The organism is Streptomyces sp. NPDC091289 (assembly GCF_044757365.1).
GTDB lineage: Bacteria > Actinomycetota > Actinomycetes > Streptomycetales > Streptomycetaceae > Streptomyces.
The window spans coordinates 40,006-54,262 of sequence record NZ_JBIVUT010000019.1; the positions used below are offsets into that span (position 1 = coordinate 40,006).

At 66.4% G+C, this 14,257-nt stretch carries 11 protein-coding genes; 6 read left to right on the plus strand and 5 right to left on the minus strand.

Going from position 1 to position 14,257, the window contains the following annotated elements; all coding sequences use genetic code 11:
- The first annotated feature begins 114 nt into the window (after window positions 1–114).
- The 4 genes from ACIQPT_RS24840 (at window position 115) to ACIQPT_RS24855 (ending at window position 4,890) form a co-directional block, all read left to right on the plus strand.
- Entirely contained in the window at window positions 115–786 is a 672-nt protein-coding gene (locus ACIQPT_RS24840; RefSeq protein WP_401158577.1) for a hypothetical protein, read from the plus strand.
- 96 nt (window positions 787–882) lie between these two features.
- A complete protein-coding gene (locus ACIQPT_RS24845; protein ID WP_401158579.1) occupies window positions 883–2,310 on the plus strand; it encodes a transcriptional regulator in 1,428 nt (475 codons plus the stop codon).
- A complete protein-coding gene (locus ACIQPT_RS24850; RefSeq protein WP_401158581.1) occupies window positions 2,307–4,142 on the plus strand; it encodes a DEAD/DEAH box helicase in 1,836 nt (611 codons plus the stop codon). Before ACIQPT_RS24845 ends, ACIQPT_RS24850 begins: the two co-directional genes overlap by 4 nt.
- On the plus strand, window positions 4,123–4,890 hold the full coding sequence (locus ACIQPT_RS24855; RefSeq protein WP_401158582.1) for a protein NO VEIN domain-containing protein: 768 nt from the start codon (window positions 4,123–4,125) through the stop codon (window positions 4,888–4,890). Before ACIQPT_RS24850 ends, ACIQPT_RS24855 begins: the two co-directional genes overlap by 20 nt.
- Here the strand turns inward: ACIQPT_RS24855 and ACIQPT_RS24860 are convergent.
- Window positions 4,776–5,867: a DNA cytosine methyltransferase gene (locus ACIQPT_RS24860; protein ID WP_401158584.1), complete on the minus strand. Its 1,092-nt coding sequence runs from the start codon at window positions 5,865–5,867 to the stop codon at window positions 4,776–4,778. The two genes, ACIQPT_RS24855 and ACIQPT_RS24860, sit on opposite strands and share 115 nt — an antisense overlap.
- A 199-nt stretch (window positions 5,868–6,066) precedes the next feature.
- Between ACIQPT_RS24860 and ACIQPT_RS24865 the strand changes: the two genes are divergently transcribed.
- Together ACIQPT_RS24865 and ACIQPT_RS24870 are read left to right on the plus strand one after the other, a co-directional pair.
- Entirely contained in the window at window positions 6,067–6,720 is a 654-nt protein-coding gene (locus ACIQPT_RS24865; RefSeq protein ID WP_401158587.1) for an HNH endonuclease, read from the plus strand.
- Between the two features lie 98 nt (window positions 6,721–6,818).
- Window positions 6,819–8,120: a DNA cytosine methyltransferase gene (locus tag ACIQPT_RS24870; RefSeq protein WP_401158589.1), complete on the plus strand. Its 1,302-nt coding sequence runs from the start codon at window positions 6,819–6,821 to the stop codon at window positions 8,118–8,120.
- On the opposite strand, the gene ACIQPT_RS24875 is transcribed toward ACIQPT_RS24870, so the two are convergent.
- From ACIQPT_RS24875 to ACIQPT_RS24890, 4 genes are all read right to left on the minus strand, one after another.
- Window positions 8,055–8,513 carry a very short patch repair endonuclease gene (locus ACIQPT_RS24875; RefSeq protein WP_401158591.1) on the minus strand — a complete coding sequence of 153 codons (459 nt, stop codon included), beginning with the start codon at window positions 8,511–8,513 and terminating at the stop codon, window positions 8,055–8,057. The genes ACIQPT_RS24870 and ACIQPT_RS24875 overlap by 66 nt on opposite strands.
- 6 nt (window positions 8,514–8,519) lie before the next feature.
- A complete protein-coding gene (locus ACIQPT_RS24880; RefSeq protein ID WP_401158592.1) occupies window positions 8,520–9,458 on the minus strand; it encodes a NaeI family type II restriction endonuclease in 939 nt (312 codons plus the stop codon).
- 45 nt (window positions 9,459–9,503) lie between these two features.
- On the minus strand, window positions 9,504–12,458 hold the full coding sequence (locus ACIQPT_RS24885) for a Z1 domain-containing protein (RefSeq protein ID WP_401158594.1): 2,955 nt from the start codon (window positions 12,456–12,458) through the stop codon (window positions 9,504–9,506).
- A 66-nt stretch (window positions 12,459–12,524) separates the two neighbouring features.
- The gene (locus ACIQPT_RS24890) at window positions 12,525–14,054 is read right to left on the minus strand and encodes an ATP-binding protein (protein WP_401158596.1); all 1,530 of its coding nucleotides are present in this window, start codon (window positions 14,052–14,054) and stop codon (window positions 12,525–12,527) included.
- Window positions 14,055–14,257: the final 203 nt, after the last annotated feature.

Sequence of the window (14,257 nt, forward strand, 5' to 3'; positions counted from 1 at the left end):
GCTGGCGCTTGGGAGCCCTCAACGACGAGGGTGTTTCCCACAAAGACCGTCGCGGACAACCGCTGCGGCCTTGAAGCCTGCTGAGTACCTGAAGTCTGAAGCGAGGAGACCCGGATGACTCTGCCGTCGTGGACGGACGCCAAGTTCGGCACCATGAAGCGCGCAGCCTTGTGGCTGGTGACTGTCGTAGGCGAGGGCAACGTCTTCACGAAGGAGGACGTAAAGGGCGCGTTTCCGGGTGTGAGCCAGGCTGACCGCCGGGTGCGCGACCTTCGTGACCACGGCTGGCAGATCGACACCAACCGTGAGGACGCGGCCCTGGGGCAGCACGAGCAGCGCTTCGTGAAACAGGGGCTGCCGGTCTGGGAACCGGGCAAGGCGGCGAAGTCCGCAGCCTCCATCACGCAGACGCAGCGCCGGGACGTCCTGGCACGTGACGGACACCTGTGCCGGTCCTGCGGAATCGCCCCCGGAGAGACGTACGCCGGCAGCTACGAAGCCGCGCAGCTGGACATCGCCCGGAGGGCGGTGAAGCAGCCGGCCGGCGGCGAGCTGGTCGAGTTGGTCGCGGAATGCAACCGGTGCCGTGTCGGTGGCCGGGGACAGGCAGCCGATCTGAGCGCGATTCTCGGCCGCGCGACCCGCCTCGGATCACTGGAACGTGGCCTTCTCCTGCGCTGGATCGACCAGGACAAGCGCGAGTTCAGCGCCGCTGAAGAGCTTTGGGCCGTCTATCGGACGCTTCCGGCTGAGTCGCGGGCCAAGTTCCGTGAGGCTCTGTCCTAGCCGGCCCACCCGTACGTGACGGATGGCGAACGGCCGATGCTGCCGCACTGGCCGGCGCCTGAGCTGCTTTCTCTCAGCACTGAAGGAGAACTGACGATGAGTAAAGACTTCGGGCGCCCGCCACTGGCCGCCGAGAACCAAGATCTGGTGGAGCACCGCCTGAAGGAGCTCCAAGATGCCGGCGGCGTTCAGGAGACGCTCCGTATCGAATGGCGGGGCCAGCCGATTCAGGTTGAAGTTATCGATATGCCGGTGAGCGCGCTGTACTACAACCCGGGAACGCACCGGATCCGTGCCCAGCGTAGCCACGACCCGGTTCGAGACCGAGGCCTGGACGAGGATGCGTTCAGCACGGACAGCCAGGACTACCTCCACTACTTGCTGAGGGCGCTTCCGTCCGACCCGTCCAAGCAGGATCCTGACTTCGACACCCTCCTGGAGAGCCTTCGCGATTTCAAACAGAACGACCCCGGGCTCATTACGCGGGACGGCATCCTCGTTAACGGCAACACCCGGCGCGCCGCGCTCAAGGACCTGGGCGAACCCAACATCCGCGTCGGAGTTCTTCCGTCCTCCTGCACGTGGGATGACATCAACCGGGTCGAGCTGGCGCTTCAGCTGCGTAAGGACCATCGGCGGGACTACTCCTACATCAACCGCCTGCTGGCTATCCAGGAGCAGCTCAGTCTCGGCCGCACGGTAGCCGACATCGCCCGGGAATTCCGGACCACCGCGCGCGTCTGCGAGCAGGACCAGTGGATTCTCGCGACACTCAACGACCTGGTCGAGCGAAGCATTACCGGCGGTGCGCAGCTGCGCCTGCTCGACTTCGAGGATCACCAGGAGAAGCTCAAGGAGCTTCACCGGCGATGGGTGAAGGAGTCGGCGTCCAGCCAGGAGAAGGCTGACCTGATGAAGGAGAGCCGGCTGACCGCGATCATTCTCGGATTCTCGAAGACTGATGTGCGGCTTATCGAACCGGACTTCAAGTCGCGGTACCTCGATACCCGTCTCCCCGAGGCCGTCAGGTCTCAGGCGCCGGCTGCCGCTCCTGCCGCGACGGTGGCGATCCCGGGGCTGAACCGTACGGTCCGCGCCGCCGACCCCAAGGTCGCTGAGGCGCGGGCGCTCACCGACTCCGTTCTCAGGGTGAAGGCGGTGGAGGCTGCTGGCGACAGTGCATCGCTGGAACAGGTCAGCGAGGCTGCCAGAACCATCACGGCGGTGAAAGCGGCGGTTGAAGAGGCGCTGGAACCTGCGGGAAAGGACGCCCGGGTCCGGAAGAGGAAGCAGGCAGCGCCTGACCGGATTGTGGATGCCTGCCACGATATCGATCAGTGCATCACCGACCTGGTTCTCTCCCGCGCGTCACGGAGCCTTGACGAGGAGATCTTCGACGAAGCGGTACTCAAGCTGCGCGAGAGCCTGGGCAAGCTGGCAGCGGAGGCGGCCCGCAGTATCAAGGAACCCGGGGACGGGGTCACCTGGCTGCTCGACGCAGCACGCAAGGAGGACGGGGCGTGACAGGCCAGGGAGAACCGTCTTTGCGGATCGCCTTCGACGTAACCCGCACGCGGGCGGTCCTCCGCGCTCAAGAGGGGCGCCAGTCTGACCTTGCCCAGCTGACTGCCCGGTTCCCCGGCGGCGGGCAGCGGAGCCCGCTGTCCGCGGAAATCGAGCTTGAGGCGTTCCTGGTCGGCATTGGCGAACTCGGGACCTGGCCGTCGCCTGAGGACGTCGAGTGGGACGACGAACTCGCCCAGCTGGTCGGTGGGGTTCTGGATGATGCGGACGCGGCCCAGCGTCAGCTGGAGGGGGACGACGACGGCTCCCGCCAGACCGTCACTCAGGAGGAGATCGCGGGACTTCTCGGAGCCGAGTGGGACGCGCCCCTCACTGACTTCCAGCAGCGTGACATCGCCCGGCTGCTGTCCCTCCGCCACGGGGCGAACTTCAGTGTGCCGGGGGCCGGCAAGACCCGGGTGGGGCTGGCGGTCTTCGCCGCGATGCGAGAGCGCGGAGAAGCCTTCAGGCTGCTTGTTGTGAGCCCTAAATCGGCTTATGAATCATGGGAGTTCGAGAACTCTGTCTGCTTCAAGGAGCCGCTCCGTTTCGGCGTGATGGGCAGCAGCCCCGATGCCACCGCGGAGATCATGGTGATCAACTATGAGCGGCTCGACCGTTCGCTGGCAGCGCTGGCTTCCTGGCTGCGAGCGACGCCGTCCATGGTGATCCTGGACGAGGCGCACCGCATGAAGCTGGGAACGCGGGGCATCTACGGTTCCGCCTGCATGGCGCTCGGCCCGCTCAGCAGGCGCCGCCTCATCCTGACAGGTACACCGGCGCCCAACGGCGCCCGGGACCTGGAGAACCTGCTCTCCTTCGTCTGGCCTGGACACGGTCGCCGCGTCGTCACAGGCGCTGTGGCCGGCGGCGACCTGGCGTACGCGAGCCAGGTGCTGCGCCCGCTGTTCACCCGCACCACGAAATCGGAACTCGGACTGCCGCCCTTCGACCCGAAGATCCGGTACGTCGACATGCCCAGCCTGCATCAGGAGATCTACGACGCACTTGTGGGGCGGTATTCGGCTCGCGCCGAAGCGGCGCGCGATGACTTCGACGCCCTGGGCAAGGCCATGCTGCGGCTTCTGATGGCGGCGACGAGTCCCGCACTGCTCGCTGAGGGCACCAGCCGGTACGAACCGCTGACCTATCAGGTGCCCCCGCTGGATGTCCCGCACGGGGACTCTCTCTACACCCTGATGAGAGACCTCCCCAGCTACGAGTTGTCCCCGAAGTACCAGGAGGCGCTCAGCATCGTCGCGGCCAACGCTGAGCAAGGGCGGAAGACGCTGGTCTGGACGACGTTCGTACGCAGCCTCAGCACCATGGAGCGGATGTTCGCGGGCTACCAGCCGGCCGTGGTGCACGGAGGAACTCCCGACCGGGCGGAGGAGATCCGCCGCTTCCGTGAGGACCCTGACTGTTCGGTGCTGCTGTCCAACCCGGCAACCCTGGGGGAGGGAATCAGCCTTCACCATGTCTGCCACGACGCGGTCTACGTGGACCGGGATTTCATGGCGGGCCGGTTCCTGCAGAGCCTGGACCGTATCCACCGGCTCGGGCTCGCGCCAGGCACGGAAACCAACGTCACGGTGCTGGCTTCGCGCGGAACGGTAGATGAGGTGGTCGCTCTGCGCCTCGAACAGAAGCTGGAGTTCATGGGCAGGATCCTTGATGACCCATCTGTCCAGCAGCTCGCTGACCTCCAGGAGGAGGCTCCGGTCGCTGGAGGTATGGACATGGCGGACGTGCGAGCGCTGCTGAGGCATGTCGATGCCGTCGCTGCCCGGTGACGGCACCCGCGAGGCGGCCCTGCGCTGGCTGAAGTATCTGCGGGTTGCCGACGTTCCCCGGGTGCGCACGCTCTTCACCCATCACCCTCGCTACGCGGATCTCACCCCTGTTCAGTACGCCGAGGGTCTGGAATGGCTGCGCCGAACGGATCTGATCACCGCAGCAGGCCGTCCGGTCGTAGATGTCGGGGAACGCCTTCCGCTGAACAGCGCCCTCGTTCCCCGCGTCTTATGGAATGCGGCTGATGACGAAAGGAGGAAAGCGATCGGCTCCGCGGGGGAGAGATGCCTGCTTGCGCTTCTGCGGGAAGAGGGCATGACGGCGGTGGAGCACGTTTCAGCGGTGTCAGATGCCTTTGGCTACGACATCGGCGCCCTGACCCCGTCTGACGAGCAAATACATCTTGAAGTGAAGGCGACGACGGATCCGACCCGCCTCGTCGTCCACCTGACTCGTCATGAAAGTGAGGTGATGAGCGCTGACCCTGGATGGATCATGGGCGCTGTCCTTGTAGGCGAGCGCGGGGCCGCGCTGAGCGTCGCCACCGTCAGCCGGTCGTGGCTGAGCTCGGCGGTTCCGTATGACCGGTCATCTTGCGGCAGGTGGGAGTCAGCACGGCTGGTCGTGCCGCCTCAGGCATTGAAGCCCGGCTTGATCATGGAAGGCGGGAAGAGCGTGCTGCCCGGCGGGTCATGTGGCAGCCGTGGGGTCTGGGGCATGCAGGATCGCGAAGCGGTGGCGGTCTGATCAAGGGCGGCGGCCAGGCTTCGGCCTACCGCTTCCGCCACAGGCGGCGGGAAGGCATTGCCCACCTGGCGGTAGACGGAGGTCTTGTTCCCGGCGAAATGCCAGTCGTCTGGGAACCCCTGCAGCAAGGCCATATGCCGAATGGTGAGCCGGACGGGAAGCGCCGCCCCCGGCTGCGGGGGTTCATCGGCGACGCTGGATCCGTTCACACCGAGCTGTGCCCATGCCTTTCTGGCGCGAGACGGCCCGAGGTCAGCGCCTCCATGCTTGCGGGAGCCTCCGCAGAGGGTCGGTGCGATGGTCATCGCACCGTCGGCCCACTGCCGGGCCAGTTCCCAGCCGTCGGAAGCCATCGACTCGTAGAGGACGCTGCCCACCGCGGGCGCTGTCTCGGCGCTGCTGGTCGGGGAGGGCCAGCGGAACCGCTGGAACACATCCGGGCGCATCGCCACCAGGACAGCACGGGGCCGCAACTGTGGAACCTCGTAGTCGCAGGCGCGCAGGAGCCGCCAGTCGGCCGTGTAGCCCAGGCGGGTCAGTACGCTGATCACTTCCGCGCGATAGCCGGCGAACTTCGCCTGAAGGATGCCCTTGACGTTCTCCACCATCACCGCACGTGGGCGAAGCTCAGCGGCGAGCCGGAGCAGGTCGGGGAACAGGTCCCGTTCGTCCGCGGGCCCCAGCTGCTCACCCGCCAGCGAGAAGGGCGGACACGGCACTCCTGCTGCCAGCAATCCGACCTCTTGGCCGTTCATGGCGAGGTCTTTCGCGGAGATGTCACGGACATCGGATTGAGCGACGTTCCAGCTGGGCCGGTTCAACCGGAGCGTCTGTGCCGCGTCAGGGTCCAGCTCGACGAGAGCCGTGTGCTCGAAGCCCGCACGGTGGAGTCCCAAGGCCTGGCCTCCTGCTCCGGCGCAGATTTCGACGCAGCTGGTCGCGGCAGGCGGCAGGCCTGGGTCAGCAGTCCTGGTCATGTGGTTCCGATCTTCGGGTGACGAGCAGAGCTCTGTTCAGCACGAGCTTGCCGCCACTTGCCGCGGCAAGTGGCGGCAAGGTAATCTCGCCACTCGAAAGAGTCATGTTTCATTCGTACGTTCGAATTGATTAGGTGGATATCTAGTGGCATCTGATGGTCTGGACTGGCGCGACGGAGCGCTTGGTACGAGGGTCCGGGTGGCCCTCTGGCTGCGGGACGAGGTCGGCGTCGGCAACACCTTCTCGAAGGCGGCGCTGCGTATCGCGATCACTGGCGCTGAGCAGGTCGACCGCAGGATGCGCGATCTCCGGCCCGCTGGCTGGGTGATCAGGACGAATCTCGACAAGCCCAGTCTTCAGCCTGACCAGCTCTTCCTTGAGGCGATCGGGGCACCGGTCTGGGAGAAGGAGCACCGGGCGGCCGGTCTGCGGCAGATCAGCGCGAAGACGAGGCGGTTCGTGCTTGAGCGGGATCTTCACCGGTGCCGGCGCTGTGGGGTCGGTGCGGCCGAGGCCTATCCGGGCGAACCGGGTTCCGCGGCCCGGCTCACTCTCGGGCATGTGAATCCGCACGCTTCGGGCAGCTCCGCAGGAGCTGAGGACCTCCTCACCGAGTGCGCCCGGTGTAACGAGCTGGTCAAGAACCTCACTGGCGTGCAGATGGATGCTGGCCAGGTGTGGACCCGGATCAAGGCGCTTCCGCTCGCGCAGAAGCGCGAACTGCTGGAGTGGATGGGGGCTGATGCCAGGCCCCTGCGGCCTGTAGACCGTGCCTGGGGTATGTACAGGCAGCTGCCTGCTGTGCTCAGGGATGAGATGAAGAACGACCTGCGGGGCCTGATGGAGAGCTGAACGGGTCGCAAGGGACGGGGCTCGTCTATGGGGGCCCCTGGTGTCACTGGCGGATGCGACACTTGCGTGTCTGTATCAGTCGCACCAGGAGGCGCCCCGTGGCCCCTAAAGATCGTCCGCTCATCTCCATCGAGATCTGCGCAGGGGCCGGCGGACAGGCCATCGGCCTCCACCAGGCAGGTTTCAAGCATCTCGCGCTCGTCGAGATCGACAAGCATGCCGTGGAGACGCTGGAATGGAACATCAAGCACCTGCGGAACTGGAGCTGGGAGCGGCAATACTGCGATGTCATTTCTGATGACGTCAATAATTTCCGTCCTATTCCGTCAGACGAGCACCCCGACTCCAGTCTCAAGAAGCCGGTCAAATTCCTTGGGCGGCAGCTGCGGCGCGGCGACCTTGACCTCCTTGCGGGTGGCGTTCCCTGCCCCCCTTTCTCGCATGCTGGGAAGCAACTGGGGAAGGATGATGAGAGGGATCTCTTCCCGCGGATGCTGGCACTGGTTGACGAGCTGCACCCTAAAGCGGTGATGATTGAAAACGTCCGTGGGATCAAGGACGCAAAGTTTGTGGACTACCGGACCTATATTGAGGCGCGCCTTGCGGGCGGCCGGGCGAAGAGGCCGGAAACAGGGATTGAGGAAGATTTCGCTGGCATGGGCTACGAAATCTGTGAATGGGAAGTCCTGGAAGCTAGCGACTTCGGTGTACCTCAATTGCGTCCGCGAGCAGTACTTGTAGCTATCCGCAAAGATGTGCTGGGTGATATCAAGTTCGTTTGGCCCACCCCTGCGGGTGGCGTGTGCAGTGTATTTGATGCTTTGAAGAAGAGTATGCAGGAGCGTTATGACCCCTATCTTTCGGTGGATGGGAAGGTAGGGGAACTGGCTCGTAAGTCACTCGATCGATGGTTGCGGAAGGCATCCAAGGCCGCCCTGGAGAAGAAGGACGGGGGAATCGCTCCGACTCTGGTCGGAGGGTCTAAGAAGCACGGTGGTGCTGACCTCGGCCCCAGCAGGGCCAAGGCCGCCTGGGACACTCTCGGAGTCTCCGGTATGGGCGTGGCGAACAATCACGAACAAGGAGTAGCGAAGAAGAGTCAGGGGCGCGATCTGTTCGGAGAGAAGGGCCCCATGCTGACCGTGGAGCAAGCGGCAATTATTCAAGGGTTCCCGGCGGACTGGGAGTTCACGGGCGGAAAGACCGCCCAGTACCGGCAGGTCGGAAACGCCTTCCCGCCGCCTGTCGCCGCCGCCGTAGGCCAGGCCATCGCGGATGTGCTGCGCGCGGCCGACGAGCGAGACGCGCTGAATGCCGCACCGCTGCAGAAACCGCTACCCGGGCAGGTCGGTCCGTCGCTCGCGGACAGCTCTGATGATCGACAGGGCGCAGGCGTCTGAGCTCTGATGCTCCCAGAACCGCAGGACGAGCCAGCCGGCAGCGGCGAGCCGTTCGTCAGTGTCCCGGTCACGGGCTACGTTCCTGGCTACCTTCTCTGACCAGTAACCCGGGTTGGTCTTGGGGGAAACGTAGTGTTCCGGGCAGCCGTGCCAATAACAGCCGTCGATGAATACGGCCACCTTCGCCGGACGGAAGACCAGGTCAGCGGTCCGGCAAAGGCCCGGCAAGGGCCTTGCGGCCACCCGATAGCGCAGGCCGTTCGCGTGAACGAGCCTGCGGATCAGGCGTTCCGGCTTCGTGTCCCTGCTCCGGATCGCCTGCATGTTCCGCCGTCGTGCGGCCGACGACGCCCATGAACCCTCTGGGGGTGTCCATTCATCTGGCGTGGACAACAGGGGTCATTCCTCCTCGGTTTCGTTGGGGGCCGCCTCGGGGGTCGCTGAAGCGGAATGCTGATCCTGAGTCTGCTCCTCGCGCCGCAACGCGATCCACTCTCCCGGACGGATCGTGTAGCCGCGAGCCGCCGCCGCATCGCGCCATTCCGTTGAATCGCCGCACAGGAGGTCCAGGCCCGCTTGCCTGGCGGAATCACGGGCTTGTCTCGCGCGTCGCATCGGGTCGTGTTTCCCTGCCCCGACGGTCAGAATAACGTTACGCGGAATGACGTGGCCTTCAAGATACTGAAACATCTTGACCAGACGTCTTACCTGCCCGGGCCGTTCGGCAAGAACCTCGGCAGCCTGTTCCTCGGTGAGATAGCGGAGTGGATTAACCGGAAGCGGCGTCCAGTCGTATACCGGGACGCTCCACTGGTCGCGCGCCTGGGCCGCCAGGCCTCGCTTTCCGTCTTTGTTCTCCCCGTGCTGAAGCCAGGAGGTGTGTGTGCGGACCAGCAGAGTCCGGTGCCGGTTCTTCGACAGCTGTATCTGCGTGCAGAGACACAACTGGCAGTGAGCCTCTGAGGGAATAGTCCAATTGCTCGTGATGGTGGCCTTGATGTCCACAGGGACGTCGTTGACCAGCGTGTCCAGCGGCTTGACCTTGGGCAGGCCGAAGACCCGCAGGACTTCGTACTCCAGCTTCGCGCCGACCGAAGCGCGCTCACCGGAATGGACTGTCGGCAACATCAGGTCGAAGCGTCCTGTGCGCCCGCCGTCGAGCACGTAGTCGATCGCGTTCCTGATCGCCTCCGTGTACAGCTCGGCGACAGGATGACTGTGGAACCAGCCCAGCACCGACTGGAGCTCTGTGTCCTCTTCTGGCGAGACAAGCGGATGCAGAGACTTCTTCGGGTTTGTGCAGGCTTCTCCCAGATCGGGAAGAACGAGTTTCGCCATGCTGCCGCTCCTGCTGTGCTGGGTATCTCCTTGGCGTCTGGACTGTTATCTCACGGTGTTGATGACAGCCTCACCCGGCCGCGATGAGTCGATGGCCCGGAACCGGACACCGGTCTCCTGCTTGCCCTGGGATCCAGCAGCGGGGATCAACGCTGCTGCCATCACCACCTTGGCCGGATCGATGGCTCCATGCGTGACCAGGTTCGCCGGGGCTCCGAGCGAGGGGTCCACCGTTGGGTAGAGAAGCAGCGCCCCTCGCCGTGGCTGGTGGAGCTGGGTGGCGAACGGGTCGTCGTCACAGAGCGGCCGCCGGCCGGCGATCCGTTCAGCGGACTGACGGTGAGAGACACCGGAGATGCGGTTGAACACTCCCAGCGCATTGCGCTTGCGCTGTACGAGAGTGAGCGGCTCGGTACCCGGCATCTCCGCCCGGACACTGGTGACGCCGGAGGTCTGGGGAAGGATCAGAACCCAGTCGTCTGTCGCGCAGCCGGCGTCGCTGGCATCGCTCAGGTACTCCAGGTGCGGGGCGAGCAGATCGGGCCTGCCCCAGGCTAGTTCCCGCATGATGCCGAGCAAGCGACTGTGGCTGAGTACGGCCGTTCTGGCCGGATAGCGGGTGTAACTGCCCTGGTCTCCGTCGGACAGGGTGACGAAGACTCGGGGGTCGGGATCCAGCGACGCCAGCACCGGCCGCCACACCTCCGCGTTGTGGCGCAGGTCCGCCGGGGCCGTCGGGTACGCCGTCGGTTCGACCCATTCGCCCGGGGAGCGGATCTCCACCAGTTCCGCGTTGAACATCTTGTTGCGGGCGGACGGCTTCAGCCAGGAGAGGTGCTGGGAGACCAGGGGCGGGATCTGGGCCGGGGTCACCTGGGGCTTGCCGTCGATCAGGGTGGCGTAGCGGGTGAGCTGGGCGCGGAACGTCTCCTCGTCGCGGCAGATCGCCTCGAACGCCTCGTACAGGTCGACCGTTCTGGTTCTGCCCGCCGGTTCCGCGCGGCCGATGTAGAGGCGTACCAGATCGCGGTAGCCGGGGCGGAATCCGAACCAGCGGCCCATCTGCATCAGGGTGTCGGCCTGCTGGGTCCTGCGGCGGTAGTACGTCACCGTCAGGCCCTCGACCGTGAAGCCGCGCGAGAGCTTCGTACCGCCGACGAGGATCTTCCAGACGTTCGGGGTGCGGTCGAAGTCCAGGTCGGGCTGGTCGTAGTCGCGTTCGGTGTCGCCGTTGACGACGAGCACCGGCGTTCCGCCCGAGTTGATCAGCTGGCGGGCGCGGGAGACGTGCGGCCGCAGTTCCTCGTACGACGCGGGCGTGGGCAGTCCGTCGTCGGCGAAGGGCTGGAAGTCCGAGGTGAAGAGGGCCGCCAGGCGGGCATGGCCCTCGTGGCTCGTGTAGGCGGCCCGGTGCCACAGCGAGCTGATCCGCAGGGCGAGGGCCGCGTGTTCGGCCATGCGTACGGACTCGTGGACCAGCATCGTGTGGTGCCGGAAGTGGCTCTCGGGGACGCCGTGGGCCGCGCGGTACAGCTTGAGGGCGCCCGTGAGGACGAAGGCGTCGAGGGCCTCCGCGAGCCGGTCGCCGTGGGCGTCGTCGTAGATGCCGCGTACGTGCGCCTGCTCGGCGCTCCCGACGGCCGACTCGTCGGTGCGGTCCAGGTCGTGGAAGTCCTGGACGCCCATGTAACCGGTCGGGCGCGGCAGGGAGATGAGGAAGTCGCGCGGGAAGATGTCGTCGCCGTCGCCCGGGTCGACGAAGACGTTGGCGAACGGCGTCGCGGTGTACCCGACGTACTGGGCGCGGGGGAGGAGTCCGAGCAACTGGGAGATCTGGCCGTTGATCGCCGTACGGGTGACCTTGCCCTCCTCCCACTTCTTCGGGTCCGTCGTGTTGACGGACGCCTGGTCCGACTCGTCGTCGATGATCAGCGTCGGGATCTCGGAGAGCAGCGGGCCGCCGATCTTCTTGAGGTCCTTGATGAGCTTGCTCAGGACGGACTTGTTCTTCTTCACCACCATCACCCGGGCGGCCGCGCGGTGGAGGTTGTCCGGCGCGTACAGCGGCTGGGTGCGGACCTGCTTGTCGAATTCGAGGGCGCGGATCCCGGTGGCCAGGCTCTTGTAGTCGTCGTCCCGGGTGGTGAGGCGCTCGATGTCGAAGGCACCGAGCGTGGACGGGCGGCCGTGGTGGCTCACGAACTTCCCCGGCCAGTCCTCGTCGTCCTGGTAGTCGACGCCGATCAGGGCCTCCGGGTCGGAGGGGTCCGCGCCGCGCAGGATGTTCTCCTGGCCGATCAGCTCCATGTCCAGGCGACGCTGGGTCTGTCCGCGCAACAGGTTCAGGGTGCCGCCGAGGACGATGACGAGGCGGTAGCCCGCGTCGATCGCCTTGGCCGTGACGCCCGTGAAGTTGGCGGTCTTGCCGGACTGGACGTAACCGACGACCAGGCCCCGGGCGCCGTAGGCGTCGGGGCGCGTCGGGTCCGCGAGCCGTTCGACCACGGCGTGGCTCGCCTCGTCGAGCCCGGCCACCGCGGCGTCCGACCAGCCCTTGCGGCGCAAAAGTTGTTCGTACGCGGTCCAGTAGAAGGACCGGACCGCGGCCGTGTCGCGGGAGTACCACGACGTCGGCGTGGTGCTGATGATCGTGGGGCCGGGCTCCTTGAAGACCGGGACCGCGTGGTCCAGCACCTTGCGCAGGCCGGCGTCGAAGCCGAGGCGGTCGTAGGCGTCCGCGCGCCGCTCGTCCGTACGGGACGGGGCCGTCGACCAGTCCGCCCGCTCCGCCAGATCCCAGCCGGTCAGCGTCCGGTTCCACAGCGCCGTCAGTTCGTCGCCGGGGCCCGCGCCCGTGATGCGGTCCCGGAAGCCGCCCAGCTCCGTGTCGGCCGGTTCGTCGTCCTCGGAGAGGGCGAAGGCCAGCTTGGCGAAGTTCCTGGGCCCCCGGCGCATCGCGGCGAGAACGTCTCCGTGGAGATGGAGCAGGTGGTCGGACATATGGCGGATCTCTTCCTCGGGCGAGGGCGGGGGCGGGGGCGCGGGTGCGGCTCGGACGGGAAGCGGTCAGCGCGCGAGTTCGCAGCGCGCGGCCGTCACCAGGACGCTGTTCCACAGGGCGATGTTGTCGAGGTGGGTGGCCCGGACCCGTTCCTTCTGGAAGATCTCGTTGACCATGAGGTAGAGCATGCTCTTCACCACCGGGGCGTCGTTCAGGCCGCCCCGGCGCCCGCCGTTGAAGACCTGGCGGTACTCCTTGTTGAGCTTCACCACCCGTTCCTCGCGGTCGAGTTCGAAGAACAGGTCGGAGTGCAGGCTGTCCCAGCGGAACGTGATCGGGTCCTCGCCCTCCAGCTCGGGCAGTTCGTCGCGCAGTGTCCGCTTCAGCCGTGGGTCCAGACCCTTGCCCGCCGGGAGGACCGCCTTGCGCTGGGGCTCGGTGGCGCGCCGGGCCGCTTCCCGGTACGTCGCCACCGCTTCCTTGACGTAGGCCGCGAAGTCGTTCCCGGCGCCGTCCGTCGCCTGTTCCAGGCCGCGGGCGAAGGCCGGGGTGACGGTCACGCCGTCCTTCTTGACCGTGAGGCTGAAGACGTCGTTCGCCTCGGCGGGCAGATCGACGGCGATACGGGCGAGGGCGAGGTGGCCCTCGGGGCTGCGGGTGTTGTTCCAGCCGCCCGCCTGGACGAGCCGGTCGTTGCGGTAGAGGTAGAACCCCTGGCGCTCGGCGAGCGGGCCGATGCCCCGGAAGCTCACCAACGGCGACTTCGGCTGCCAGATGTGGGCGGTCAGCGCGACCTCGCCGACACCCTCCACCGGGGCGGTGAAGGTGCGTGGGTAGCCGGGCCGGCCGGAGACCCGGTAGCCGAACGGGTCGATCGGCTCGACGCCCCGGTGATCGAGCTCCTCCCGCGTCGTCACATCCTCGACGACGATGTCGACGTTGAAGTCGTCGCGGGCCAGGAAGCGATGGAGGTGGAGCCCAAGGTGGGTCTCCAGCTTCTCGATGGCGTCGTTCAGGAAACGGTCGGCCTGACCGGTGGTGATCGTCTCGAAGGCCCGGACCCGGTCCCAACGGACGATCGTGCCGTGCCATTCGATCAGGCCGTCGTAGCGGTCGACGAGCGCCTGACAGTAGCGGGGGTCCACGATGTCGCACGTGAAGTCGGCCCGCGCACGGGCCGTCAGCCAGCGGCGTCCGGTCGACGGACTGCGCTTGGTGCGGCTGATCACGGTGAGGGAGTCGGCGTGCGACAGCGAGGCCGCCTTGAGACCGGCGCCGAAGTGGCCGAGCGCGCTGTCCCCGTACTCCTGGCGTCCGCCGACCGTCATGGCGGTGTCGAGCGCCTCGTCGTTCATGCCGGAGCCGTCGTCCACCACGAGCAGCCCCACGAGCCGCGCGTCGTCCCTGAGGAAGCTGACCACGACGTTACGGGCGCCCGCGTCGATGGAGTTGTCGACGAGGTCGGCGACGGCCGCCTCGAAGCCGTATCCCTGGTGCGTCAGCGACTCGACGTAACGGGCCGCGGGTGGCAGGCGCTTGCTCCCCGACGTCGGGATCTCGTACTGCCAGTCCGCGGAGGGCTGATAGGGCGGCATGAAGATTTCCTCGCACACTGCGACGGGGCCCGTGTGGGGACGTCGGCCCTGGGACGATTGTTGAAATGTGATCGTATGGGAAAGGCTCGGACGTTCGGGAATCGTTGCGTGAACTGCTTCGTCCGGCCTGCCGTCGGCGGGTCCTCGGACGGCTCGGCCCGGAACCCCGCATCCGTCGTGCGTGGTCCCGGGCCTTGAGATCC